Below are 24,373 nucleotides of genomic sequence, written 5' to 3' on the forward strand. Positions count from 1 at the left end.
ATAAAGCCGCTCTCGACTTCAGGCCGCGGCAAGGCGCACGCAGAAACTCAGTGGGACGGGTCGATCACGCGGATGGTCACGTCTTCCAGTCGCACGGTCTGGCCCGCGCGGATCTTGCAGGTCTTGCGCAGCTCGGTAACGCCGTCTACCAAGACTTCGCCGCTGGCAACCAACGCTTTGCCCGCACCACCGCTGTCGCAGACCCCGGTCAGCTTCAACAGCTGGTTGAGTTCGACGTGGTCGCGGTCCAGTTCGAATTCGAGCACGGGCATGGGTGGTTGTCTTTTTGGAGATGAAGGCGAGGGCGGCAGGATCGCATGGCCCCATCGTTCCCGCCATGTCGCCGTGCACCAGACCGCAGTCTCATTCCTTCTCGAATTGTTCCAGCTCGCTCAGGATGCGCCCGGCCTTGCGCAAACTGGCGCCGGTGACGCTGTCTTCCATCGCCTGGGCCAGGCGCGGGCGCTTGGGGCTACGCGACCAGCGATGGAACCACCAGGTCCCCAGCAATATCACCATGCCCACGCCGCCGCCTATCCAGAACACCGAGGGCGCCTGTGTCCACAGGTCCACGCCGACCTTGCCCGCCAGCACCACGCACAGCGGCAACCAGATCAGCGCCCATGGCAATCCCACGATCATCCCACCGAGCACATAGAAGCGCCGCACCTGGGCCAATCGCTTCTGGATTTCCAGCACGGGCTGGCTGTAGTCGCTGTTGACCCTGCTGATCATGCCGATGGTGATGCCACCCATGACGATGGACAGCACGCCATAGGCGTGCACGATCAGACCGGATACCAGCATCTGCGGCACGTCGCGGTGGTGGGGCCAGAACGAGGCGGCGAGCACCACGAAGAGCAGGCCGAACAGCATCTGCAGGATCTGTCCCCAATACAGCGGGCGCAGGCTGCTGCGCAGCTTCTTCATCCTGCCTTCCTTGTACAGCTGCAGGTTGATGGCGTTGCCTTGTTCCAGCCGGCGCTCCAGGGCCAGCCAGGCGGTTTTCAATTCGTCGAGTTCCATGATGTTTTCCATGATTTCGCTTTGCGTTGTGTAGGAATCAGATTTCGTTGCGGATGCGTTGCTTGAGGCGGCTGATCTTGGTGGCCACGTTGGTTTCGCTGATGCCCAGGATTTCGGCGATCTGGCGATAGCTCTGGTCTTCCAGATACAGCAGCAGCAAGGCGCGGTTGAGCTTGTCCAGCTGTGCGATGAAGCGGTGCAGAGCGCGCACTTGTTGGTCGGTTTCGGGATCGGCTCCGTTGTCGTCGGCGATGTCGTGCAGCGCCTCGTCCAGCGGCACCGAGTGCTTGCCCCGATGAGCGGTGCCGCGCACGTAGGTGATGGCCACGTTCAGAGCGATCCGGTACATCCAGGTCGAGAACGGCCTTTCGGCGTCGTAGCCGGGAAAGGCCCGCCACAGCTGGGCGGCGATCTCCTGGGCAAGATCGGCACGGTCGTCCGCGTGGAAGCCGTAGGTGTTGGCGACCTTGAACACGATCCCGCGGTGCCTTTCCAGTAGCTCGCCGAAGCGCTCCTGCGGTTGCGTATCCCTTGCCATGATTGCCGTCTGCCCCATTCAGCTGCCTGCGCGATTGTGCTGGTCTGCACCATGATTCGCACCGGCGCGGAGAAAATCACGGCTCGGGGCGCCCGATGCGCGAGCAAAGTGGGCAGGGATGAACAAAACAGGCCATACGCCAGCGGATGTCATTGCGCTGACTTGCCCTGTCCCTGACAATCCGGGTTCCCATGGGAGATATTTCTTGAGTTCCGACCCTCAGGCGTCCGCCACGGCCGCCCAGCTACGCAAGTTGTGCTCGCATTTCGCCAAGCCCCGTCTGAGCCGCGCCATCTGGCAATTGCTCAATACGCTGCCGCCCTTGCTGGCGATCTGGGCGCTGATGGCCTGGAGTGTGGTCGATCAATGGGGCTACGGCTGGACGCTGCTGATGGCCGTTCCCGCCGCCGGCTTCTACGTGCGCTTGTTCATCATCCAGCATGACTGCGGCCACGGTTCCTTCTTCGCCAGCGAGCGCGCCAACCATATCGTCGGAGCTTGCCTGGGACTGATCACCCTGTTTCCGTTCGGCTACTGGAAGAAGACCCACGCGATCCATCACGGCACTTCCGGCAATCTCGACCGGCGCGAGATGGGCGACATCGAAACCCTGACCGTGGCCGAGTACGAATCGCGCTCGTGGTTCGGCCGTTTTTGCTACCGCTTCTACCGCAGCACGCCGGTGCTGCTGGGCATCGGCCCGCTGTACCAGTTCGTCATCAAGCACCGCTTTCCGTTCGATCTTCCCTTCTCCTGGAAGAAGGAATGGGCCAGCGTGATGCTGAACAACCTGATGCTGCTGCTGGTCGGCGGCGCGCTGGGTTACGCCATCGGCTGGCATACCGTATTGCTGGTGCATCTGCCCATGGTGTTGCTGGCGGGCGCCATCGGCGTGTGGCTGTTCTATGTGCAGCACACCTTCGAAGGCGCTTACTGGACCAACAAGGAAGAGTGGGACGCCGGCAAGGCCGCGGTCTCGGGCAGTTCGTACTTCGACCTGCCGGCCGTGCTGCACTGGTTCACCGGCAACATCGGCTACCACCACATCCACCACCTGGCCAGCCGCATCCCCAACTACCGGCTGCGCGAGGCTTTCGAATCCAGCGAACTGCTGCAGTCGGCCCCGCGCCTGACTTTGTGGTCCAGCCTGAAGTCCGCCCGCCTCAAGCTGTGGGACGAACAGTCCCGGCGCATGGTCGGCTTCGGCTATCGGGCCAAGGCGCTCGCTTAAGTCTTTGTAGAGCCGAGCTTGCTCGGCTGCTCTTCCCCGTAAACTGCGCCAAAAGCAGCCGAGCAAGCTCGGCTCTACAAGGCGGATTTCCCCCGTTTCCGGGTGTGGCCAGGCCGGTTTAGGGCGACAGCTCTTGTCCCAGGGCGCACAATATCGCCTTGCGTAGGCCCTGTTCCGGGGCGCGCCGGAGTTTTCTGTCATGTCCAACGAGTCGCCCAACGAGTCCACCCCCCCCCTTCTTTTCGCCGATCTTGGTCTTTCCGAGCCCGTCATGGCTTCGGTCACCGAGGTGGGCTACGAGTCCCCTTCGCCCATTCAGGCGGCCACCATCCCGGCGCTGCTGCAAGGCAAGGACGTGCTGGGCCAGGCCCAGACCGGCACCGGCAAGACCGCTGCCTTCGCGCTGCCGATCCTGTCGCGCCTCAAGCTGGACCAGAAGAAGCCGCAGGCCCTGGTGTTGGCGCCGACCCGCGAACTGGCCATCCAGGTGGCCGAGGCCTTCCAGCGCTACGCCCGCAAGATTCCCGGTTTCGTGGTGCTGCCGATCTACGGCGGGCAAGGCTATGCGCCGCAGCTGACCGCATTGAAGCGCGGCGTGCATGTGGTGGTGGGAACGCCGGGCCGGGTCATCGACCATCTGGACCGCGGCACGCTGGACCTGTCCGAGCTGACCACGCTGGTGTTGGACGAAGCCGATGAAATGCTGCGCATGGGCTTCATCGACGACGTAGAAGCGGTACTGAAGAAGACCCCGCCCACGCGCCAGGTCGCGCTGTTCTCGGCGACCATGCCGCAGGTCATCCGTCGTATCGCCCAGACCTACCTGCACGCGCCGCAGGAAGTCACCATCACTTCCAAGACCACCACCGCGACCAATATCCGGCAGCGCTACTGGTTCGTCAGCGGCATGCACAAGCTGGATGCGTTGACCCGGATCCTGGAAGCCGAGCCCTACGAAGCCATGATCGTATTCGCCCGCACCAAGGCCGGCACCGAGGAACTGGCGCAGAAGCTGCAGGCGCGAGGACTGGCCGCCGCCGCGATCAACGGCGACATCCAGCAGCAGCAGCGCGAGCGCACCATCCAGCAGCTCAAGGACGGCAAGCTGGACATCCTGGTGGCCACCGACGTGGCCGCGCGCGGCCTGGACGTGGAGCGCATCAGCCATGTGCTGAACTACGACATTCCCTACGACACCGAAAGCTATGTGCACCGCATCGGCCGCACCGGCCGCGCTGGGCGCAGCGGCGATGCGATCCTGTTCGTCACCCCGCGCGAGAAGGGCATGCTGCGTTCGATCGAACGCGCCACCCGCCAGCCTATCGACGAGATGAAGCTGCCCAGCGTGGAAGCGGTGAACGACCGCCGCGTGGAGCGCTTCCTGGGCCGCATCACCGACACGTTGGCGACCGGCGAACCGGGCGAATACCGTTCGCTGGTGGAGCGCTACGAACAGGAAAACAACGTGCCCATGGTGGACATCGCCGCCGCGCTGGCGCGCCTGCTGCAGGGCGAGACGCCGCTGCTGCTGCGCCCGGACCGCACGCCCGCGCCGGCGGCGCAAGCCTACGAGCGCCATGAACGCAGCGAACGTCCCGCGCGTCCGCAACGCAGCGAACGTCCTGCGCATGGCGAACGCCCGGCTTACGGAGAGCGGCCTGCGCGCGAGGAGCGTTCCACTCCCCGCCGCGAGGAGTCCGCTCCATTCGAGCGTCCTGCACCGCGCAGCTTCGACAAGCCGGCGCGCGAGACTTCGCGCATCGAACGTCCCAGCTTCGACAAGCCGGTCGCCGAACGCCCGCGCATCGACAAGGGCGCGCCGCGCGAGAAGCCCGATGTGGGCATGGAATCGTTCCGCATCGAAGTAGGCCACGCGCATGGCGTGAAGCCGGCCAACATCGTCGGTGCCATCGCCAACGAGGCCGGCCTGGACAGCAAGTACATCGGCCGCATCGATATCCAGGACGACTACACCGTGCTGGATCTGCCCGAAGGCATGCCCAAGGAACTGCTGATGCACCTGAAGAAGGTATGGGTGTCCGGCCAGCAGCTCCGTATCCACAAGGTGGGCGAGGGCGATACCGGCGGCGATGCCGCGCCGCGCAAGTTCAAGCCCGCGGCGGCGCGCACCGGCAAGCCTTCCGGCTTCAAACCGGGCCCGCCGGGCAAGCTGCATCGCAAAGGGCCGCCCAAGCCGCGCGCCTGATCGGCTTGCGGTCGAGGGGGCCTCCCGAACAATTCGAATGTCATCCCGAGCATAGAGGGATCTGCTGTTTTGCAGCACGCTCAGGATGACAGGACGAAGGTTGCTCGGACCTCCCCGGGGTTTTGGCCGAAGCACGATTTTTACCGTTCGTCGGATCAAGCCGATCAAGGCTTGACCGTTTGCTTTCTTTATTTAAGATATTAGTTAAATAAGCATATTACTTATCTTGACTGAAGGAGTAGGGCCATGACGTTGCAACTGAGCTATCTGCTGTACCTGGGCATTTCCATCGCCATGACGATCTGGGTAGCGCGCACGCTGTCCAAGAACGGAGAAGTCTTCCTGGTGATGTGCTTCGGGCAGAACGAAGTGCTGGCCAAATCGACCAACCATCTGCTGGTGGTGGGGTTCTATCTCATCAACATAGGTTTCATCGCCCTGCGCCTGGACGGCTGGGATGCGCAGAAAGCCGTGGTGTCGATGATTCCCTACGTCGGCAGCAAGGTGGGTTTGTCGGTGCTGGTGCTGGGTGCGATGCACTTCTTCAACATGATGATGATCGCGCGTTATGGCCGCACGGTCGCCGCGTGGGCAGCCGACAACCGCGCTGCGCAGGCCGAGGCTCCGCTGGGCATTCCGCCGATTCCGCGTTCGTATCGTTGAGCGGGAAGATGTGTACCTCGACACGGTTGGCTCCTGTGCCGGTCTCGACCGGCCAGGAGTACGCACTTTCCCCGGAATTCGGCATAAGGCCGCTCCTGGCGGCGACTGCGGCTGCGGTTCTCATGGTGCCGATCCTCTTGTCCGCCATCGCATTGGCAGTCAGCGGATTGGAACGGGCGATTAGCGATGCGGGAATACTCATCCCGGTCGCGACGGTTTCGTTGTTGCATGTCTTGGTGATCGGCTTGCCGGCATTCGCTTTGCTCAGGCGCACCGGTCGCGCCAGTCCATTCTCAATGACGCTTGCCGGTTTCGCGGGCGCGCTTGTACCGCTGGGCGGTTTGCTGCTCTATCTGGAGGCGGGTTGGCCCCAGTCGGACGAATGGCTTCGAACTGTCGGGTTCATGGCAATATGGGGCGCATTTGGCGTAATCAGCGCGCTGGCGTTCTGGTACGCATGGGTATATTCCTGCAAGGCGTTTGGACCGGTCCGGCATGATCGAAAACTACAAGTGAAATGAGCACCGACAAGATCTTCGAAGCCCTGGCGTCCATGCCGAGGCGCCAGATACTGGCCTATCTCTCCGAGCAGGAATTGCCCGCGGGCGACATCGCCGCGCGCTTCGACATGAGTGCGCCCGCCATCTCGCGTCATCTGGCGGTGCTGGAGAACGCGGGCCTGATCGCCGGAGAGCGACGTGGCCAGTTCGTGATCTACAAGCTGATTCCCGACAGCCTGGTCAACACGCTCACCCAGTTCGCCTTCGAGATCTGCCCGGTGGCCGGCCCGATCAAGCGCGAAAGCAAGAAAGCGAAGAAAGCGGCGTCCTGACCGCCCTTCGCCCGCCGCGCTCCGGGATTTATCCCGGATAATGCCGCCATGACCACCACCCGCCTCAACAAACACATCGCCGAGACCGGCTTCTGCTCGCGCCGCGAAGCGGATCGCTTGATCGCGGACCGCCGCGTCACCGTCAACGGCATGCCCGCGGGCATGGGCGCGGTGGTGGGTGAGGGCGACGAGGTCAAGGTGGACGGACAGGAACTGCGCGCGCGCCAGAAAAAGGCCGGCGGCCGCAAGCATGTGTACATCATGTTGAACAAGCCGGTGGGCGTCACGTGCACCACCGAGCAGGCGGTGGAAGGCAACATCATCGATTTCATCGACCACCAGGAACGCATCTTTCCGATCGGCCGCCTGGACAAGGACTCCGAAGGCCTGATCCTGCTGACCAGCAACGGCGACATCGTCAACGAGATCCTGCGCGCCGAGAACAGGCACGAGAAGGAATACCACGTGGCGGTGAACAAGCCGGTCACCGACGAATTCCTGCGCGGCATGGCCCGCGGCGTGCGCGTGCACAACCAGACCACGCTGCCGTGCAAGACCGCCAAGCTGGCCAAGTTCGGTTTCCGCATCGTGCTGACCCAGGGCCTGAACCGGCAGATCCGCCTGATGTCGGCGGCGTTCGACTACCGGGTCAAGCAATTGCGCCGGGTGCGCATCGACAACCTCAAACTGGGCGCGTTGAAGCCCGGCCAGTGGCGCAATCTCACCGAGATGGAATTGCGGGGACTGCTGCCTCAGCGCACCGAGTGGTGAGCGGCGTTCATTCGACGATGCCTTTGGCCTCGGAGATGCCGATCACCTCGGGATGCCGGACGCGCTTGTTGCGGTCCAGCAGCGGATGCAGGAACACGGCCGCCAGGATGATCGCCACGCCCAGATAGAACAGCGGCGTGAGTTCGCGCTGTTCGCCCAGCAGCACGATGGCCAGGAGGATGGCGTAGACCGGCTCCAGGTTGGTGACCAGCTGCACGGCGTACGCGCTCAGATGGCGCAGAGCGACCAGCGACAGGGCGAAGGGCAGCAGCGTGCAGACCAGCGACAGCGTCAGCAGCAACAGGCTGTCGTGCAGGCTGGGAATCACCAGCAGGTCGCCGGCGAAGGCGGGAAACAGCATGGGCATCAGCGGCGCCAGCAAGGTCAGCAGCAGCGTGCCCGCGCCCAGCTCCACGCCGGTGACGGTCAAAGGATCGCCTCCGTCGACCATGTGCTTGTTGAGCGAACCGAAGACCGCGACCAGCAATGCGGACAACGCTCCCACGGCGATGCCCATGCGCATGCCATCGGGTACGCCGCCGACCACCAGCGCCACGCCGGGCAACACGGCCAGGCCGAAGGCGAGTTCCCGCACGGAAAACGGCCTGCGTGTCAGCCAGGGCTCGATCACCGAGGTGAAGGCGGGCGCCAGGGCGATGCAGGTCGCTGCCACCGAAGCATTGGCCAGCTTCACGGCGCCGTAGAAGGTCAGCCAGTGCAGCGCCACCAACGCGCCGATGCCGGAATACGCCAGCAGAGTGCGCAGCGGCATGGCCCGGAGTCCGCGCCATACCGTCGGCAACACGGCCAGCGCGACCACCACCACCAGCATCCGCCACCACACCAGCGGCAACGCGGGCAGGGTGATCAGCTTTCCCAGGATGGCGGTGAAGCCCCATAGCAGCACGCAGAAGTGGATTTGCAGCTGGGCTTTGGCGACAGGCGATAGAGGCATGCGACTATTGTCGCCGATGCCGGCGTGCGCTGGCGATACGATTTCACGGATGCGGCCATGAGCGAGTCCTTCACCAGCTACCTGCGGGACCTGTTTTCCGAATTGGGACCTGTAGTGCTGCGCAAGATGTTCGGCGGACAGGGTCTGTACCACGATGGGCTGATCATCGGGCTGGTGATCGGCGAGGAGCTTTTTCTCAAGACCGATGCAGCCACCGTGGGCGCCTTCGAGCAAGCGGGCGGGCATCCTTTCGTGTATCGGGGCAAGGGCAAGCCGGTGACGATGAGCTACTGGCTGCCGCCCGCCGAGGCGATGGAGTCTGCGCAGGCGATGCGCCCCTGGGCGAAGCTGGCTTATGAGGCGGCGGTGCGGAAGAATTCCGAAAAGAATCCTGTGAAGAAGGCCAAGAAGAAAGTTGAGAAGGGGACTGAAAAGAAGCCAAGTAAATAGCTAACTCGTTTTTTCTTTTTTGTCGGGTCCCGGAAGAAGTTCAACCAGGCCCACGAAAACTCCAAGAAATACCAGACTCCGTTCGTGGTGAGCCTGTCGAACCACGATTTTCGCAATAAAGCGACGTATCGCAAGCGCAGGCTTGTGGCAAAGGGCGTGGTTCGACAGGCTCACCACGAACGGATTAAGGAAAATCCGAACGAGGCGAATGCCGTCCCGAACGTAGCGAGGGATCTGCTGTTCTGCAGGGGGAAACAGATCCCTCGCTACGCTCGAGATGACAGGGCAGGATTTGTCCGGAGGTTCTTAATTTCCGTTGCCGCCAATGGCGATTGCGCCCAGGCGTTCGAGCAAAGCCATCGCGGCGGCGGGATTCCGCTCCTTGGCGCTGCTGATGAAATAGAGGAAGACCTCGCGCGGGCGCTTCGCCGCGACGGCGGTTTCCATATGCGGAAGATCCGTCGGGTCGTCGCCTTGCGACCAGCGCATGGCGCGTTCGGCCCATTGGTCGAGCGCGGCGCCCGGATAGCCGGTCACGATTCCGGCTTGCGAACGCATCAGCCGGGCATAGACGAAATCGGCGGTAAGATCGGCGAAGGAAGGGTGCTCTTCCGAGTCGGTGAATACCGTCGCCAGGCCGTGTCCGCGCGCCAGCGCCAGATAATCCTTGTCCACGAACGCCGGATCGCGCACATCCAGCACATGCCGAAGTTTGCGCCCGGAATATTCGGCAGGCAGCAATCCGACGAAGGCCTTGAACTCTTCGGCATCGATGCGTTTGCCCTTGTCGAACTGCCAGACCAGCGGCCCCAGCTTGTCGCCGAGTTCGACGATCCCGCCTATGAAATCCTCGATCTGATGGCCGGTCTTGGACAGCGCCTTCGATTCCATGATCCGCTGCGGCGCTTTGGCGGAGAAAACGAAACCCTCCGGCGTTTCATCGCGCCATTTGGCGTAGGTGACAGGCTTTTGGACGCCGTAATAGGTGCCGTTGACCTCGATGGAATTCAGCTGCCTGCTGGCGTATTCCAGCTCGCGCCGCTGCACCAGTCCCGCCGGATAGAACATGCCGCCGCGCCACGGCGCGTAAGTCCAGCCGCCGATGCCGACGCGGATGCGCGACGGCATCGGCGGCGGGGAAGAAAAAAGATCGGCCGTGGGTTTGTCTTTGCTTGGGCTCATTCTGCCTTCCAGGGATCGTAACTGCCGAACCACCAGAGATGTCCTTCCGGGTCGCGGCAAGAATAACCGCGTCCGCCGTAAGCCTGGTCGGCGATCTCCATGACGATGGCTGCGCCAGCAGCCTTGGCCTGCGCGTAGTGCGCATCGGCGTCGGTAACGATCACGCAAGGGCTCTGGGTTTCGCGCAGGCCGATGTCTTGCGGCTGCACGATCTGCTTTCCCCATTCGCTGACGTTGTCGGCCGACCCCAGCATGATCATGCCGTTGCCGAAGGTCAGCTGCGCATGATGCACGGTGTCGCCGTCGGCGTAGACCGCGTTCTTACTGAAGCCGAAGGCCTTGCACAGCCAGTCGATGGCGGCATGCGCATCGCGGTAGCGCAGGCAAGGGATGATGGTGCTGGTGGTATCGGCGGCGAGTGGCATCGGATTTCTTCCTGGTTCTGGTGTGCGGGCATGCTGGGGTCATCCGGCGGCGCGGGTCTTGTAGATTTCCGCGGTCATGGCAAAGCGATATGGTTGCTCCACGGGCCGCGCTGGCGGCTATAGGCGGCAGGGCTGAGCCCCGAGAATTCGCGGAATTCGTGGCCCATATGGGCTTGGTCGTGATAGCCGCAATCCAGCGACAGGCCGGCCCAGTCGATGCGTTCGCGGTTTTCGGTCGCCGCGACGACTTGATGGAAACGCCTGAGGCGCAGATAGCGCTTGGGAGTGATGCCGACCTGCTGGCGGAAGCGTTCTCCCAGTTGGCGCGGCGACCAGCCGAGGCTGCGCGCGGCGGCGGTCAACGCGCCGATGCGCGGGTCCGAATCCAGAACGGCCAGCACATGCAGAATGGGATGGTTCGGTGCGGCCGGCGCCGAGCGTTTCTCCAGCCATCGCACGAGCAACGCCAATCGGTTGTGCGGGCCATCGGCTTCCAGCAACCGCTCGCGTAGCAGTGGGACGTCGTTGCCGGCGAGGTCCTGCAGATCGACGCTGTCGTTGGCCAGCCGGTCCATCCTTTCGCGGAAGAACATCGCCGCGCCGCCGGGGCGGAACACCACGCCCATGACCGCCACTTGCTCTTCGCTGTCGATGATGCTGCTGCGGGTGCGGGGACCGTCGAGCGTCGATCCGCTGAAGCGGGTGCAACGGCACAGTTCGTCGTAGACGCGGGTCTGGTCCTCGGCCAGGTTGATGATGAGCCCGGCGTTGGCGACCGGCAGTACCCGTTCCAGGCGATGCGATTGGAACGCAGCTTCCCAGTCCCAGATCGTTTCGACCAGGAGGTTGAGCGGCGCTTGCGGGACCAGCGACAGGAATTGCACGGGTTTCCCCCTTGGTTTCGGCAGGATAGTCCAGGACACCGGCCGTCGCCATCCTGAGTGATCCGCGTCGCAGAGCTTGCGATCCCGCATGCGGGATCGGGAAAAAAGCGGAGCCCTTCACATTGTTTTTAGCCGCGCGCATCTACATCTAGGCCGCACCCCCCACAAAACCCACGGAAAATACGATGCTGAGAACAGGATGGCTGTTCCTGGCCGCGCTCGCCTGCGGCAACGCGCTGGCCGCCGACGCAGAGACATGCGAGAAACGCACCGACTTGCCGCCCACGGTCAATTTCCGTATCGACAACGACCTGTTCGGCAAGCAGGACCAGGGCTACAGCAATGGCGTGCAACTGACCCTGGTATCGCCCAATCTGGTCGACTACACCGACGACCCCTGCCTGCCGCGTCTGGCGCGTTGGGTGAATCGCCACCTGGATGCGCTGACGCCGGAAGGTTTCGAGCAGCAGAACATGGTGGTCACCTTCGCTCACGGCATTTTCACCCCGACCGATTACACCCGCAGCGACCTGATCGTGGAGGACCGGCCCTATGCCGCGGCCTTTCTGATCGGCCTGGGCTACAACGCCCGCAATGGCGACCATCTGCGCACCACCCAGCTGCAGTTCGGCATCGTGGGCCCTTCCGCACTGGGCGAACAGGTGCAGAACGAAGTACACCGCATCCTCGGCGATCCGCGCTTCGAAGGTTGGGACAATCAGCTCCGCGATGAGCCGGTGGTCCGCCTGGTGCACGAGCGCATGCGCCGTTTCTCGCCCGACAACGGCATCTGGGGCTGGGACGCCATCACCCACTATGGCGGCAGTCTGGGCAATCTGGCCACCTACGCCAACGCGGGCGCGGAGCTGCGCTTCGGACGCCACCTGCCCGACGATTTCGGCAGCACGCCGCTGCGTCCGGCCGGCGAAAACACCGCGCCTACGCCCAGCCGGCAGGTCGGCGGTCCGTTCGGCATCCACATGTTCCTGACCTTCGATGCGCGCTGGGTACTGCGCGACATCACTTTGGACGGCAACACGTTCAAGCACAGCCACAGCGTGGACAAGAAGGCGCTGGTGGGCGAGGTGGGTTACGGCTTCGCCCTCACCAAGGGACGATGGAAGTTCGCGCTGGCCCGCTACAACCGCAGCCGCGAATTCGAGGGACAGGTGGAGGCGCCGGTATTCGGCAGTTTCACCATCAGCCGGGCGTTCTAGAATGCGTTGAACCCGCTTCCGGAGCCGTCATGAACTGGACTACGCCCGATCTGTGCGACGACCATCCCGACGTCGCTGTCGCCGATCCTGCCTTCCGCGACTACGGCGGCAACCGGGCATTCTGCGGACGCATCGTCACCATCGATTGCTTCGAGGACAACTCGCGGGTGCGCGACCTGGTCGCCACCGATGGGCGCGGCAAGGTGCTGGTGGTGCAGGGCGGCGGTTCGCTGCGGCGCTCGCTGCTGGGCGACATGCTGGCGGAAAGGGCCGTGGCCAACGGCTGGAGCGGTTTGCTCATCAACGGCTGCGTGCGCGACGTGGAGGCGCTGGCGAAACTGCCGCTGGGCGTGAAGGCGCTGGCCGCCTGTCCGGTCAAGACCGAGAAGCTGGGGGCAGGCGAGGTGGATGTGGCGGTGGCCTTCGCCGGCATCGCGTTCTTGCCGGGGCGATGGTTGTACGCCGATGGCAACGGCGTGATCGTGGCGGAAAGGGATTTGCTCTCGTAGGAGCTGCGTAAGCTGCGGCCGGATATTCGGTATTGCGCATGCTTTTGCAAGCCTGGCGGTCCATGGGTCGCAGCTTACGCAGCTCCTACGTGATAATGCGCGCATGATCTTCCGCTGGTTCGAATCGCTGATCGATGTGTTCGGGAAACCGGACCTGCGCATGCCGCCGCGCGGGGTGTGGCGCTTCTACGCGCATTACCTGCGCCAGGCGTGGCCGGTGCTGGGGGTGATGTGCGCGCTGGGCTTCGTGGTGGCGCTGGTGGAAGTGGCGCTGTTCGATTTCCTCGGCCGGCTGGTGGATCTGACCAAGGACGTGCCCGCGCCCGATTTCTTCGCGCGCCACGGGCGCGAGCTGCTGTTCATGGCGTTCGTCGCGCTGATCGCCCGGCCCGTGCTGATCGGCTTGAGCGATCTGCTGATGCACCAGGCGGTCACGCCGGGCCTGACCGCGCGCATCCGCTGGCAGCAGCACCAGTACGTGGTGCGGCAAAGCCTTTCGTTTTTCCAGAACGACTACGCCGGCCGCATCGCCAACCGCATCATGCAGACGGGCGCATCGCTGCGCGAATCGGCGGTGCAGATCGTCGATGCGCTGTGGTACGTCAGCGTCTACACCGGCAGCGCGCTGGTCCTGTTCGCGCAGGCGGACTGGCGGTTGACCTTGCCGCTGATCGTCTGGGTGTTCCTGTATATCGGCGCGCTGGCGTTCTTCGTGCCGCGGGTGAAGGAGCGTTCGTGGAAGGCCTCGGAAGCGCGCTCGCAGCTGATGGGCCGCATCGTCGACGGCTACACGAACATCTCCACGCTGAAACTGTTCGCGCACACGCGCCAGGAAGACGCCTACGTGGCCGAGGCCGTGCAGGAAAACGTGGCCAAGGTGCGCACCATGACCCGCATGACCACCGGCATGGACGTGACGTTGACAGTGCTCAACGGACTGCTGGTGGTCATCACTGCTGGCCTGGGGCTGTGGTTGTGGCAGAAGGGTCTGATCACGGTGGGCGACATCGCGCTTTCCACCGGTCTGGTGATCCGCATCGAGAACATGTCCGGCTGGATCATGTGGGTGGTGAACGGCATCTTCGAGGACATCGGCACGGTGCAGGACGGCATGGAGACCGTGGCCAAGCCCAATGCGGTCATGGACTCGCCCGAGGCGGGCAAGCTGGCGATCACGCGCGGCGAGGTGGAATTCCAGGACATCCACTTCCATTACGGCAAGCGGGGCGGCGTGATCGCCGGCCTTAACCTGCACGTACGGCCGAGCGAGAAGATCGGCTTGGTCGGTCCCTCGGGCGCGGGAAAATCGACCCTGGTGAACGTGCTGCTGCGCCTGTACGACCTGGAGTCTGGGCGCATCCTCATCGATGGGCAGGACATCGCCACGGTCAGCCAGGAAAGCCTGCGCGGGCAGATCGGCGTGGTAACGCAGGACACTTCGCTGCTGCATCGTTCCATCCGCGAGAATCTGCTGTACGGACGCCCCGGCGCGAGCGAGGAAGAGATGATCGCCGCGGTGCGCAGCGCGCGCGCCGATGGCTTCATCGCCGATCTGGTGGATGGGGAAGGACGCCGCGGCTACGACGCGCAGGTGGGCGAGCGCGGAGTGAAGCTTTCCGGCGGCCAGCGCCAGCGCATCGCCATCGCGCGCGTGCTGCTGAAGGACGCGCCGATACTGGTGCTGGACGAGGCGACTTCCGCGCTGGATTCGGAAGTGGAAGCGGCCATCCAGGACAGCCTGGATACGCTGATGGAAGGCAAGACGGTGATCGCCATCGCCCACCGCCTGTCCACCATCGCGCGCATGGACCGGCTGGTGGTGATGGATCGTGGCGAAGTGGTGGAAACCGGCACGCACGCCGAGTTGATAGCGCGCGAAGGGTTGTATGCGCGGCTGTGGCAGCGGCAGACCGGCGGTTTTGTAGCGGCCGACGACCCTTTGTAGGAGCGGGCCCTGCCCGCGACGCTCTTGACCTGTGTTTGTAGAGCCGAGCTTGCTCGGCTGCTCCTCACAATCCAGGATCAGAAGCAGCCGAGCAAGCTCGGCTCTACAAGGCGAAAAGCGTCGCGGGCAGGGCCCGCTCCTACGGTCCGGACTGGTTACTGGATGGGCTGATCCAGCATCAGCTCGCGCGCGAAGCGCACCGGCGGCGCGCCATACGACAGGATCTGGTCGTTGTAGGCCTTCAGGTTGAACTTGTCGCCCAGCTTGGCTTCCATGGCCTTGCGCGTGTCGAAGTGCTCCTGTACGCCGACGAAGTAAGTGGGCAATTGTGCCGAGGTCAGCTGCACGCGTTTCCACTTCCCATCGGCCTCGCGCTCCTGCTGGAAGGTCTGGCGCACCATCAGGTCCATGGCCTGTTCCTTGGTCCAGTTATCCACATGCACGCCCTGGTCCAGGATCGCGTTGGAGATCGCGCGCAGGTAGAACTTCAGCTGCACCAGGTGGAACAGCGGATCGTTATCCATGTAACCGGCGTCGGTCATCATCTTCTCGGTGTACACCGCCCAGCCCTCGGCGAACATGCCCGAACGCAGCACGCCGCGCAGGGTCGAGGGGAACTTGGCCGAATGCCAGCCTTCCAGGTAGTGGCCTGGCGTGCCTTCGTGGATGCTGAGCAGGTGGATCATGCGGTTGTTGTATTCGCGCAGGAACGAATCGACCTGCTTGGCGTCCCATTCGTCGGGAATAGGCGATACCGCATAAAAGGTATCCAGGCCTTTGTCCAACGGACCGGGAGAGTCGCAGTAAGCCACGGACACGCCGCGCTGGAATTCCGGCATCAGGATGATCTTGACCGGGGCATCGGGCAGGGTGACCAGATCCTTCTCGCGGACGAAGTCGGTGGCCGATTTCAGCGCGGCCTCAGCGGCTTCCACCACCTTGTCGCGTGCAGGCTTGTCGGCGTAGGCCAGTTCCAGCGCCGTCTCGATCGCCTTCTGCTGCTGATCGTCGCTGGGCGCATCCGGCATCTCCGGCGCGCCGGCCTTGTCCTTCAACACGGTGCGGGCGATGCCGTACATCTCTTCGCGTACGCGCTTGAGTTCGCCTTCGGCGCGCTGCTTGATATCGGCGCGCGACAGCGAGGACAGCAGCGCGAACTGCAACTTCTGGTCGTACAGCTTGGCGCCGATGCGGAAATCGCCCTTGGCGTTCGGCACCAGGGTCTTGTCCAGCCATTGCTGATGTTCGGCGATGGCCTTTTCGAGAGTGGCGGTGGCCTTCTCGGCACGCACGCGATCGGCTTCGGGCAGTTCCTTCAGGTGCGGAGTGATGAACGTCCCAACGATGCTCAGTACGCCCTTGTTCTGCTTGGCCACGGTTTCGGCATGGATCTTCGGAACGCGCGCCGGATCCAGGTTCTCGCGCGCCTGCGCCAGCAGGGCCGGGATCTTCTCCATGCGGGCCGTGGCCGAACGGATGCGGTCGGGCAACGGAGCGAACTCGCGCGCCATCAGGTTGTAGACGGCGCCGCCGGTCAGGCCGCTGTACACCTGCGGATCCCAGGCCCAGCTCTGCAGGGTCTCGGTGCCCCAGATGTCGTACTGCAACTGGTTGCGCAGGATCGCGGCGTCGACCTGGTTTTCGCGCGAGAGCTTGCTGGCGTCCAGCGCATCCAGTTCGGCCAGGATCTTCTTGCCGAAGTCCAGGCTCTTCTGGCGGCCGGCGGCGCTCAGATCGTCCAGCTCGCTGTCGTATTTGTGTTCGCCGATCTGGGTAGCGGAAACCGGCGACAGCTGGAACCAGCCATCCAGCGCACGCTTGGACAGGTCGGCGAACTTCGCATCGGCTTCGGCGGTGTCGGCCGCGACGGTGGCCGTTCCGGTCGCTGCCGGGGCGGCGGCGGGCGCTTCGGCTTTCTGGCAGGCGGCGAGGGAGGAGAGCAGGGCGAGGGCGAGCAGGCTGTGGCGCATCATTCCTATGGTTCCCGTTGCAGTGCGGCATCGCACGAAGACCAAAAGCATAGGCAATCCCGCCAGCCAATGCATGTGCCCATGGCTTATGCTCGCCTCCACACCAGCGAGGGGAAGACGCCCATGAAACACTCCGGAAGCTGCCATTGCGGCAAAGTCGCCTTCGAGGTCGAAGGCGACATCCACGAAGTCACCGACTGCAACTGCTCCCTATGCCGGCGCCGCGGCGGATTGCTGTGGTTCGGCCCGCGCGAGGCGCTGACGCTGAAGACGCCCGAATCCGATCTGTCCACCTATACCTTCAACAAGCACCACATCCAGCATCGCTTCTGCGCGGCCTGCGGCGTTGCCCTGTTCGGTGAAGCCGACAATCCCAAGACCGGCGCGAAGATGCTCGCGGTCAATGTGCGCTGCCTGCCGGATGTGGACCTCAAGACGCTCAAGGTGAACGAATTCGATGGCGCCAGCCTGTGAGTACCGGGCGCGTCGATCAGGGCCGGCGGCTGCCGCGCGCGCTGCTCGGTTTCGCATTGCTGTTGCCGTTGTCGGCCTGGGCCGAGGACGCCTGTCCGCCTGAGGGCACCGATGCCGGTTCGCTGCAGCTGTTGAAGCAGCAGGATTTCAAGGTCGAGGACGCGGCCACGCGCAACACGCTTGCGATAAGGTTGCTCGGCTGCCTGTCCAGTCCGGACCCGGCGCTGCGCGACGGCATCGCCTACGAGGCGCTCACCGCATGGCTGCGCGGCAATGCGCTGGAAGCCGGCACCCGCGCGCGATTGCGCGACGACCTTTACGCGATGTTGCAGGCCCCCGATACGGAAGGCTTCGCACGGCCCTTCGCGGCGCTGGTGCTCTCCGAAGTCGCACGCACCGACCGGATCGCCCCGTGGATGACGCCCGGCGAGCGCGTGGCCATGGTGGATCAGGCCGTAGGCTATCTGCGTTCGGTGCAGGACTATCGCGGATTCGACAATGCGCAGGGCTGGCGCCATGGCGTGGCGCACGGCAGCGACTGGTTGATGCAACTGGCGCTCAACCCCGCATTGGAACGCGCGCAACTGGAAAGCATGCTGGCCGCGATCGCCACCCAGGCCGTGCCGGAAAGCGCGCACGCCTACGTGTTCGGCGAACCGGGCCGGCTCGCACGGCCGGTGCTCTACATCGCCAAGCGCGGCGTGCTGGCCGACGCCGACTGGTCGGCCTGGTTCCTGGGCTTGCCGGCACGCATCGGCGAACGCGAAAAAGCCTATTCCGACACCGCCTGGCTGGCGCGGCGCCACGATCTGCTCGCGTTCCTGACCAGCGTGTATCTGGAGGCCGACCAGTCGGCCGATGCGCCGATCAAGGCGCTCAAAGGGCCCGTGGTGCTGGCCCTTAAAACCATTCCCTGATCACCCGCGCTTTTCTTGTAGAGCCGAGCAAGCTCGGCTCTACAAGGGCTGCCTGCAGCATCATCTTCCCAGCAACTCTGCAGGAATCGCGGGCATCGGCGTGCGTTCGTCCAACGCCTCCTGTTTCATCCAATCGATGAAGAGCGCGGCGGCGGGATTGAGTGGGCGGTGGGTGGGGTAGACCGCGTAGTAGGCGAAGCGCGCTTTCAGCGCCGGGCCGGGCAGGCGGATCAGTTCGTAGCGTTGCAGGTAGGGCATGACGATCTGCTTGCGCGCCAACGCCGCGCCGATGCCGTACACCGCTGCGCGCATGGCGTCGGTGCTGTCGCTGAAGATGTGCATGGGCGGCAGGTTGAGTCCGCGCACGCCAGCGGCACGGAACCAGTCGCGCCAGCCTTGCAGGGCCATGTCGCTCACCAGCGGTAGTGTGGCGATCTGGCGCGGTTCGCTGACCTTGTCGACATCCGCCAGCGCTGGCGAGGCCACGGGGAATAGTTCGTCGTCCATCAAGTGGTGCGAAGTCAGGCCCGCCCATTGCCCGGCACCGTGGCGGATGGCCAGGTCGGGACCGTCGTCGTCGAAACGGGTCAAGGCGATGTTGGCGTCGATATTGATGCGGATGTTGGGGTGTGCGGCGCAGAAGCGCGGCAGGCGCGGCAGCAGCCAGCAATAAGTCAGCGAATGCAGGGTGGAAATACGTAGCGAGGTGATGCTGCCGCTGTGGTGCAGGTTGGCGGCGACGGCAGCGATATCGGTCATTGCTGCGGTGGCGGCATCGGCCAGCTGGCGGCCTTCCGGGGTCAAAGTCACCCCGCGGGCATTGCGCTGGAACAGCACCACGCCGAGGTTGGCTTCGAGCTTGCGCACATGGTGGCTGACGGCGCTGGCGGTCAGGTGCAGCTCCTCGGCGGCATGGGCGAAATTCTGGTGGCGCGCGGCGGCGGCGAAGACGCCAAGGGCGGGCAGCAGGGCGGGGCGCAGGTTCATGCGGGCTATTCCTGAGACACAAGCCAGATTTGTGGCTGGCCCGGATAGTACGCGCTTGTGGGCCTGTGCGGTTCAAGGAAAATAGCCAACAGACACAAAGCGGGAGTGGTGCGATGTCGGCGAATGATGCAGCGGTAGCGGTCGTGCAGGAGCCCATAGCAGCCGCGCGCGACTGGCGGACCCCGCTGGAATTGCTGCTGCTGGGCGCCATCTGGGGCGGCTCGTTCCTGTTCATGCGGGTGGCGGCCAAGCCGTTCGGCGCGTTCGCGCTGGTGGATATCCGCCTGGCCCTGGGGGCGCTGGTGATGCTGCCCTTCCTGTGGCGCGACCGTGCCGCTTTCAGTCGTGGAATCTGGCCGAAGCTGGCGCTGATCGGCTTGATCAATTCGGCCATCCCCTTTTTGCTGTTCGCCTGGGCCGCGCAGCGGTCGCCAGCGGCGATCGGCGCCATCTGCAATGCGATGACCGTACTGTTCGCCGCCCTGGTGGCTTTCCTGTTCTTCGGCGAAAAGATCGGCATGCGCCGCGCGCTGGCGCTGCTGGTGGGTTTCGCCGGCGTGGTGTTGCTGGCCACCAGCAAGGTGGCCGGCTTGAGCGTGGGCTGGGCCGTGGTGGCCGGCGCCAGCGCGGCGCTGCTGTACGGCGTGGGCTTGAATCTGGTGCGCCGGCACATGGCGCACCTGCCGCCGGCGGCGTCTGCGGGCAGTACCTTGGGTTGCTCGGCCTTGTTGCTGGCGCCGTTCGCGGCCACCCACTGGCCGACGGAACCCGTTTCAGCAGCGGCCTGGTTCAGCGCGATCGCTCTGGGCGTGCTCTGCACCGGCTTGGCTTTCCTGATGTATTACCGCCTGATCCAGCGCATCGGTCCCACCCGCACGGCGGTGGTGACCTATCTGGTGCCGCTGTTCGGCGCCGCGTTCGCCTGGCTGTTCCTGGATGAACCGGTGACGCCGACGATGATCGCCGCCGGTCTGTTGATCCTGGGCAGCGTAGCCGTCAGCCAGCGTGCGGTGCCCAGGAAATGAGCGCTGTCGCGACGGCGCAGAAACGGGTGGTGTTCGATTTCGAGATCGATTTCAGCAATGGCGGCGGATTGCAGGGGCAGCAATTCCGGCTGGATATCGACGGCGACGATATTTCCGATGCCGAGCTGGCCGATTACATCGTCGACGACATGCGCCTGCTGATGGTGGGCGCGGTGCGTATCCGCAACAAGCGGATCATCGAGGAAGCGCACAAGCGCACCGGATAATTGAAGGACCGTCATCCCGGCGAATGCCGGGACCCGAATATCCGACAACGTCGAGTTGGGTCCCGGCATTCGCCGGGATGAAGGCGCTTATGTGCGCTGTCCCACTTGGCGGCTATTTCTTGACGCGCACCGGCAACGGCACATTGCACAGATCGATATGCCCGGCCGGACGCTTGTAGAAATCGTCGCGCCGGTTGCGGCGGGCTTCGGTGGCTTCCACGAAGGTCTTGCTGTCGGTGCGCAGCAACTGCAGCGGCATGCGTTCGGCTTCCGGCAACTCGCTGGCCAGCTTGATCGACTTGATGGTGGTGCGCAGTTCGGGTTTCTCGTAGAAACCCATCGGCGCCGGTCCGCGCGGAATGACGCTCAGCAGCTCCATTCCCTGCACTACGCGGCCCACCACGGTGATGTTGTCGTCCAACTGGCGCGGCGACTGGCCGTCCACGACGTAGAGTTCCGCGCCGATACTGCTGTCCGCTTCGTTGTTGCGTCCTGCACCCAGGGTGCCATAGCAATGCGCCAGCCAGGTCTGGCCGGTCTTGGGGTCGCGTCCGACCGGGAAGCCATCGACGAAGCCGACCTGCGGCGCCCAGCCGTCGGGGTCGGGCAGCCGGTCGAACTTCAGACCCGCGGAGGCGCGATGGAATTCGGCCGGCAACTTTTTCTTCGCCGTTCCCAGCGGGCGCGCTTTGGCCGGGTCGTCTCCGTCCGGATCGCCGAACTGCACCACGAAGTTGTCCTGCGAGCGGTAGATGCTCAGCCCGTCCCAGAAATGTTCGCGAGCCAGCGTGCGGATGTTGGCCACATGCTCGGGCGCGAACTGCGGCGCCAGTTCGATGATCACGCGGCCGGTTTCCAGTTCGAGATACAGGGTGTTGGCCGGATCCAGGGTACGCCAGGCATCGGCAGGCGCGGCATCGACGATTTCCTGCGCGCTCCTGTACTTGGGCGGCTCGGCTTTGGATTGTTCGGCGGCAGCCAGCGGCGAAGAAACCAGGGCGATGGCGCAGGCGAGCAGGGCAGGACGCAGGGTCATGGAGATAGCCGGAAGGTAGGTGAACCCGATTCTCGCCGGACTCGGAGCCCATGACCAAGCGCCCGGTGACTAATGGCACATTCGCTATACCTAACTCAACACTAGTATTCCCTCCAACCTAGCGGCCTTGCCGAAAGGGGAGACCATGAACGATCCCGAAGTCCACCTGAAGAAGTTCCAGAAGGAGCTCAGCGCCGGCACTGTTTCGCTGGCCCTGCTGGCGGTGCTGTCGAAAGCGGAGGAGCCGATGTACGGCTATCTGATCGCCAAGCAGCTGGAGCGCGTGGGGGAAGGCGTGCTCAGCGGCAAGCAGAGCGCGCTGTATCCGGTCCTGCGCAACCTGGAGGGCGCAGGATTGCTCGACAGCTTCGTCGAGCCTTCCATGTCCGGTCCGCCGCGCCGTTATTACCGCATCACCGAAGCAGGGCGGCTCACCCTGCGCGAATGGATTGGCGCCTGGCGCGCCACCCGCGACTCCGTAGATTCCGTCCTGTTGGGGATACTCGAATGAACGCCACCATGCCTCCCGAAAGCCGTCTGCCCACCACGATTCCCGAATACCTGGAGCAGTTGCGCGCCGCGTTGCGCGGAGCGGATCCGGCCATGGTCCAGGATGCGCTCTACGACGCGGAAGAATATCTGCGTTCCGAACTCGCCGAACAAAGCGGCAAGAGCGAAGCCGAGGTCATCGCTTCGGTCGCCGGCAGTTACGGCGCGCCGGAGGAAGTCGCCGACATCTATCGCGACACCGAGGTGACGGTCAATCGCGCATTGCGCCAGCCGGCCCCGCAGAAACGCAAGTCGGCCATCGGCAAGTTCTTCGGCGTCATCGCCGACCCGCGCACCTACGGCGCGCTGTTCTACATGCTGCTTTCGCTGGCCACCGGCATCGTCTATTTCACCGTGGTCACCACCGGCGCGAGCCTGTCGGTCGGCTTGCTGATCCTGATCATCGGCATCCCGCTGCTGGTGCTGTTCCTGGGTCTGATCAGGGTGCTGTCGCTGGTGGAAGGACGCATCGTGGAAGTGCTGCTTGGCGAACGCATGCCGCGCAGGCCTCTGTACACGCAGCGCGGCAAGGGCTGGCTGGAACGCATCAAGGAGATGTTCACCGACGGCCGCACCTGGACGGCGATGCTGTACTTCCTGCTGATGATGCCGCTGGGCACGGCCTACTTCACGGTGGCGGTGACCTTGCTGACCGTGTCGCTGGCCTTCATCGCCGCGCCGATAGCGTATTTGTTCGCAGTTGAAAACTATGCCTTCACTATCGACAGTTACAGCGTGATACCCGATGCGCCTTGGCTGTTGCCGCTGATCTGCCTGGCCGGCGTGCTGCTGCTGTTCGCCACGCTGCACCTGGCGCGCGGCATCGGCAAGCTGCACGGGCTGCTGGCCAAGCATCTGCTGGTGCGCAATCCGGTGGTGTGATGTTGAAGCCCCTCTCCCCTCGGGAGAGGGGTTGGGGTGAGGGTACGGCGGAATCGGTGCTGTACAAACATCATGGACTCCGCCGTACCCCCACACCCCAAGGGTGCTTGCTACGCGGCGTCCGCCCTATGGGCACCTTCTCCCGAGAGGAGAAGGTATCTAGCCTGCGTACTTGGCGATGAAGTCCCGCACGTCCGGATAAACCACTTCGCGCCAGCGGCGGCCGCTGAAGATGCCGTAGTGGCCGGCGCCTTTCACCGTTATGTGCTGGTGCTTGGCTTTCGGAATGCCGGTGCACAGGTCGTGCGCCGCAGCGGTCTGGCCCAGGCCGGAAATATCGTCCAGCTCGCCTTCGATGCTCAGCAGCGCGGTCCTCTTGATCGCCGCCGGATTCACCAGCTCGCCCTTGACCTTCCACTTGCCGCGCGGCAGCAGGAATTCCTGGAACACGGTGCGGATCGTATCCAGGTAGTACTCGGCCGGCATGTCCAGCACCGCGTTGTATTCGTCGTAGAACTTGCGGTGCGCATCGGCATCGTCCAGGTCGCCCTTGACCAGATCGGTGTAGAAATCCCAGTGCGACATGAAATGCCGGCTGGGGTTCATGGCGATGAAGCCGGCGTGCTGCAGAAAGCCCGGATATACCGGGCGCCCGCGGCCGGGATAAGCCGGAGGCACGGTATGGATGACGTTGTTGCGGAACCAGGACAGCGGATTCTTGGTGGCCAGATCGTTGACCTGGGTCGGGCTGTGGCGCGCATCGATGGGCCCGCCCATCATCACCAGCGAGCGCGGCGTGGCTTCGCCGCGCGCGGCCATCAGCGATACCGCCGCCAGCACCGGCACGGTGGGCTGGCAAACGCTGATGACGTGCAGGTTTTCTGCGCCGATGTGGCGGATGAAATCCTCTATGGTGGCCACGTAATCGTCCAGGCCGAATTCGCCTTCCTCGGTCGGCACCAGACGCGCGTCGATCCATTCGGTCACGTAGACCTTGTGGTCCTGCAGCAGCGTGCGCACGGTGTCGCGCAGCAAGGTGGCGTGATGGCCGGACAAGGGTGCGACCACCAGTACGGCCGGTTCCTTCTTCATGGCCGCGATGCTTTCCACTTCATCGGTGTAGCGCTTGAAGCGGAGCAGGCGGCAGAACGGGGTGGCGATGATTTCCTGTTCCACCACCGGCACCTTGGCGCCGTTGACCGTTACTTGGTGGATGTCCCACGGCGGCTTTTCGTAGTCCTTGCCCAGGCGATGCACCAGCTCGTTGCCGGCGGCGACACGGTCGGCGCCGGGCAGGGTGGAGAGCCAGCTGTTGGGATCGGAGAAGAGCTTGACGTTGGCCTCGGCCTGATGGATCCAGGGAGCCATCAGGTTGCGGCTCAGTTCGTGCCATTGGTAGAGCATCATCGGGTGCGGAGTCCGGCGGGTAGCGGGTTGCTGCGTCGCAGCATACCGCAAAACAGCGGCTCTAC

The 24,373-nt window shown here is 64.1% G+C and carries 27 protein-coding genes; 16 read left to right on the forward strand and 11 right to left on the reverse strand.

What is annotated here, in order from left to right; genetic code table 11:
* Positions 1-47 precede the first annotated feature (47 nt).
* The 3 genes from CSC73_RS15840 to CSC73_RS15850 form a co-directional block, all read right to left on the reverse strand.
* Entirely contained in the window at positions 48-272 is a 225-nt protein-coding gene (locus CSC73_RS15840; protein WP_163842234.1) for an RNA-binding S4 domain-containing protein, read from the reverse strand.
* A 91-nt stretch (positions 273-363) separates the two neighbouring features.
* Positions 364-1,026, reverse strand: a complete 663-nt coding sequence (locus CSC73_RS15845) for a serine/threonine protein kinase (protein ID WP_163842238.1) — start codon at positions 1,024-1,026, stop codon at positions 364-366.
* Positions 1,027-1,063: 37 nt separating this feature from the next.
* On the reverse strand, positions 1,064-1,564 hold the full coding sequence (locus tag CSC73_RS15850; RefSeq protein WP_163842241.1) for an RNA polymerase sigma factor: 501 nt from the start codon (positions 1,562-1,564) through the stop codon (positions 1,064-1,066).
* A gap of 205 nt (positions 1,565-1,769) precedes the next feature.
* Here CSC73_RS15850 and CSC73_RS15855 point away from each other — a divergent pair, with 205 nt between their 5' ends.
* The 6 genes from CSC73_RS15855 (at position 1,770) to CSC73_RS15880 (ending at position 7,267) form a co-directional block, all read left to right on the forward strand.
* Positions 1,770-2,795, forward strand: coding sequence for a fatty acid desaturase (locus tag CSC73_RS15855; RefSeq protein WP_163842244.1), 1,026 nt, complete (start codon positions 1,770-1,772; stop codon positions 2,793-2,795).
* 199 nt (positions 2,796-2,994) lie between these two features.
* Positions 2,995-5,001, forward strand: coding sequence for a DEAD/DEAH box helicase (locus CSC73_RS15860; protein ID WP_163842247.1), 2,007 nt, complete (start codon positions 2,995-2,997; stop codon positions 4,999-5,001).
* 246 nt (positions 5,002-5,247) lie between these two features.
* Positions 5,248-5,664 (forward strand): hypothetical protein, encoded by a 417-nt coding sequence (locus CSC73_RS15865; protein ID WP_211840904.1) that lies wholly within the window; start codon positions 5,248-5,250, stop codon positions 5,662-5,664.
* 122 nt (positions 5,665-5,786) lie between these two features.
* A complete protein-coding gene (locus CSC73_RS15870) occupies positions 5,787-6,185 on the forward strand; it encodes a hypothetical protein (RefSeq protein ID WP_163842250.1) in 399 nt (132 codons plus the stop codon).
* Entirely contained in the window at positions 6,182-6,496 is a 315-nt protein-coding gene (locus tag CSC73_RS15875; protein WP_163842252.1) for a metalloregulator ArsR/SmtB family transcription factor, read from the forward strand. Before CSC73_RS15870 ends, CSC73_RS15875 begins: the two co-directional genes overlap by 4 nt.
* A 48-nt stretch (positions 6,497-6,544) precedes the next feature.
* Complete coding sequence (locus CSC73_RS15880; protein ID WP_163842255.1) at positions 6,545-7,267, forward strand: pseudouridine synthase; 723 nt, start codon at positions 6,545-6,547, stop codon at positions 7,265-7,267.
* A 7-nt stretch (positions 7,268-7,274) separates the two neighbouring features.
* On the opposite strand, the gene CSC73_RS15885 is transcribed toward CSC73_RS15880, so the two are convergent.
* A complete protein-coding gene (locus tag CSC73_RS15885; protein WP_163842259.1) occupies positions 7,275-8,222 on the reverse strand; it encodes a DMT family transporter in 948 nt (315 codons plus the stop codon).
* A gap of 57 nt (positions 8,223-8,279) precedes the next feature.
* Here CSC73_RS15885 and CSC73_RS15890 point away from each other — a divergent pair, with 57 nt between their 5' ends.
* Positions 8,280-8,672: a TfoX/Sxy family protein gene (locus tag CSC73_RS15890; RefSeq protein ID WP_163842262.1), complete on the forward strand. Its 393-nt coding sequence runs from the start codon at positions 8,280-8,282 to the stop codon at positions 8,670-8,672.
* 306 nt (positions 8,673-8,978) lie between these two features.
* On the opposite strand, the gene CSC73_RS15895 is transcribed toward CSC73_RS15890, so the two are convergent.
* The 3 genes from CSC73_RS15895 to CSC73_RS15905 form a co-directional block, all read right to left on the reverse strand.
* Entirely contained in the window at positions 8,979-9,854 is an 876-nt protein-coding gene (locus CSC73_RS15895; RefSeq protein ID WP_163842265.1) for a DUF72 domain-containing protein, read from the reverse strand.
* The gene (locus CSC73_RS15900; protein WP_163842267.1) at positions 9,851-10,279 is read right to left on the reverse strand and encodes a VOC family protein; all 429 of its coding nucleotides are present in this window, start codon (positions 10,277-10,279) and stop codon (positions 9,851-9,853) included. The genes CSC73_RS15895 and CSC73_RS15900 overlap by 4 nt, the downstream gene beginning before the upstream one ends.
* Positions 10,280-10,353: 74 nt before the next feature.
* Positions 10,354-11,163 carry a helix-turn-helix domain-containing protein gene (locus CSC73_RS15905; RefSeq protein ID WP_163842270.1) on the reverse strand — a complete coding sequence of 270 codons (810 nt, stop codon included), beginning with the start codon at positions 11,161-11,163 and terminating at the stop codon, positions 10,354-10,356.
* A gap of 185 nt (positions 11,164-11,348) precedes the next feature.
* Between CSC73_RS15905 and CSC73_RS15910 the strand changes: the two genes are divergently transcribed.
* The 3 genes from CSC73_RS15910 (at position 11,349) to CSC73_RS15920 (ending at position 14,834) form a co-directional block, all read left to right on the forward strand.
* Positions 11,349-12,380 (forward strand): lipid A deacylase LpxR family protein, encoded by a 1,032-nt coding sequence (locus CSC73_RS15910; protein ID WP_163842273.1) that lies wholly within the window; start codon positions 11,349-11,351, stop codon positions 12,378-12,380.
* A gap of 29 nt (positions 12,381-12,409) precedes the next feature.
* The gene (gene rraA, locus CSC73_RS15915; RefSeq protein ID WP_163842276.1) at positions 12,410-12,889 is read left to right on the forward strand and encodes a ribonuclease E activity regulator RraA; all 480 of its coding nucleotides are present in this window, start codon (positions 12,410-12,412) and stop codon (positions 12,887-12,889) included.
* A gap of 103 nt (positions 12,890-12,992) precedes the next feature.
* A complete protein-coding gene (locus CSC73_RS15920; protein ID WP_281352964.1) occupies positions 12,993-14,834 on the forward strand; it encodes an ABC transporter ATP-binding protein in 1,842 nt (613 codons plus the stop codon).
* Positions 14,835-14,989: 155 nt separating this feature from the next.
* On the opposite strand, the gene CSC73_RS15925 is transcribed toward CSC73_RS15920, so the two are convergent.
* The gene (locus tag CSC73_RS15925; RefSeq protein ID WP_163842437.1) at positions 14,990-16,804 is read right to left on the reverse strand and encodes a DUF885 domain-containing protein; all 1,815 of its coding nucleotides are present in this window, start codon (positions 16,802-16,804) and stop codon (positions 14,990-14,992) included.
* Positions 16,805-16,927: 123 nt separating this feature from the next.
* Between CSC73_RS15925 and CSC73_RS15930 the strand changes: the two genes are divergently transcribed.
* Positions 16,928-17,278, forward strand: a complete 351-nt coding sequence (locus tag CSC73_RS15930; protein ID WP_163842280.1) for a GFA family protein — start codon at positions 16,928-16,930, stop codon at positions 17,276-17,278.
* Complete coding sequence (locus CSC73_RS15935) at positions 17,275-18,195, forward strand: DUF2785 domain-containing protein (protein ID WP_211840905.1); 921 nt, start codon at positions 17,275-17,277, stop codon at positions 18,193-18,195. Before CSC73_RS15930 ends, CSC73_RS15935 begins: the two co-directional genes overlap by 4 nt.
* Before the next feature lie 60 nt (positions 18,196-18,255).
* On the opposite strand, the gene CSC73_RS15940 is transcribed toward CSC73_RS15935, so the two are convergent.
* A complete protein-coding gene (locus CSC73_RS15940) occupies positions 18,256-19,182 on the reverse strand; it encodes a LysR substrate-binding domain-containing protein (protein ID WP_163842282.1) in 927 nt (308 codons plus the stop codon).
* A gap of 113 nt (positions 19,183-19,295) precedes the next feature.
* On the opposite strand from CSC73_RS15940, the gene CSC73_RS15945 reads away from it, so the two are divergent.
* Entirely contained in the window at positions 19,296-20,207 is a 912-nt protein-coding gene (locus tag CSC73_RS15945; protein ID WP_163842285.1) for a DMT family transporter, read from the forward strand.
* Positions 20,204-20,434, forward strand: a complete 231-nt coding sequence (locus CSC73_RS15950; RefSeq protein ID WP_163842288.1) for a cyclase — start codon at positions 20,204-20,206, stop codon at positions 20,432-20,434. The genes CSC73_RS15945 and CSC73_RS15950 overlap by 4 nt, the downstream gene beginning before the upstream one ends.
* A gap of 112 nt (positions 20,435-20,546) precedes the next feature.
* Here the strand turns inward: CSC73_RS15950 and CSC73_RS15955 are convergent, their stop codons facing one another.
* Positions 20,547-21,470 (reverse strand): peptidylprolyl isomerase, encoded by a 924-nt coding sequence (locus CSC73_RS15955; protein WP_163842291.1) that lies wholly within the window; start codon positions 21,468-21,470, stop codon positions 20,547-20,549.
* 145 nt (positions 21,471-21,615) lie between these two features.
* On the opposite strand from CSC73_RS15955, the gene CSC73_RS15960 reads away from it, so the two are divergent.
* Positions 21,616-21,981, forward strand: a complete 366-nt coding sequence (locus tag CSC73_RS15960; RefSeq protein ID WP_163842294.1) for a PadR family transcriptional regulator — start codon at positions 21,616-21,618, stop codon at positions 21,979-21,981.
* Positions 21,978-22,901 (forward strand): sensor domain-containing protein, encoded by a 924-nt coding sequence (locus CSC73_RS15965; protein WP_246197545.1) that lies wholly within the window; start codon positions 21,978-21,980, stop codon positions 22,899-22,901. Before CSC73_RS15960 ends, CSC73_RS15965 begins: the two co-directional genes overlap by 4 nt.
* A 159-nt stretch (positions 22,902-23,060) precedes the next feature.
* Here CSC73_RS15965 and CSC73_RS15970 read toward each other — a convergent pair whose 3' ends face one another.
* Complete coding sequence (locus CSC73_RS15970) at positions 23,061-24,305, reverse strand: polyhydroxyalkanoate depolymerase (RefSeq protein ID WP_163842448.1); 1,245 nt, start codon at positions 24,303-24,305, stop codon at positions 23,061-23,063.
* Positions 24,306-24,373: the final 68 nt, after the last annotated feature.

Source organism: Pseudoxanthomonas sacheonensis, assembly GCF_010093305.1.
Classification (GTDB): Bacteria; Pseudomonadota; Gammaproteobacteria; order Xanthomonadales; family Xanthomonadaceae; genus Pseudoxanthomonas_A; species Pseudoxanthomonas_A sacheonensis.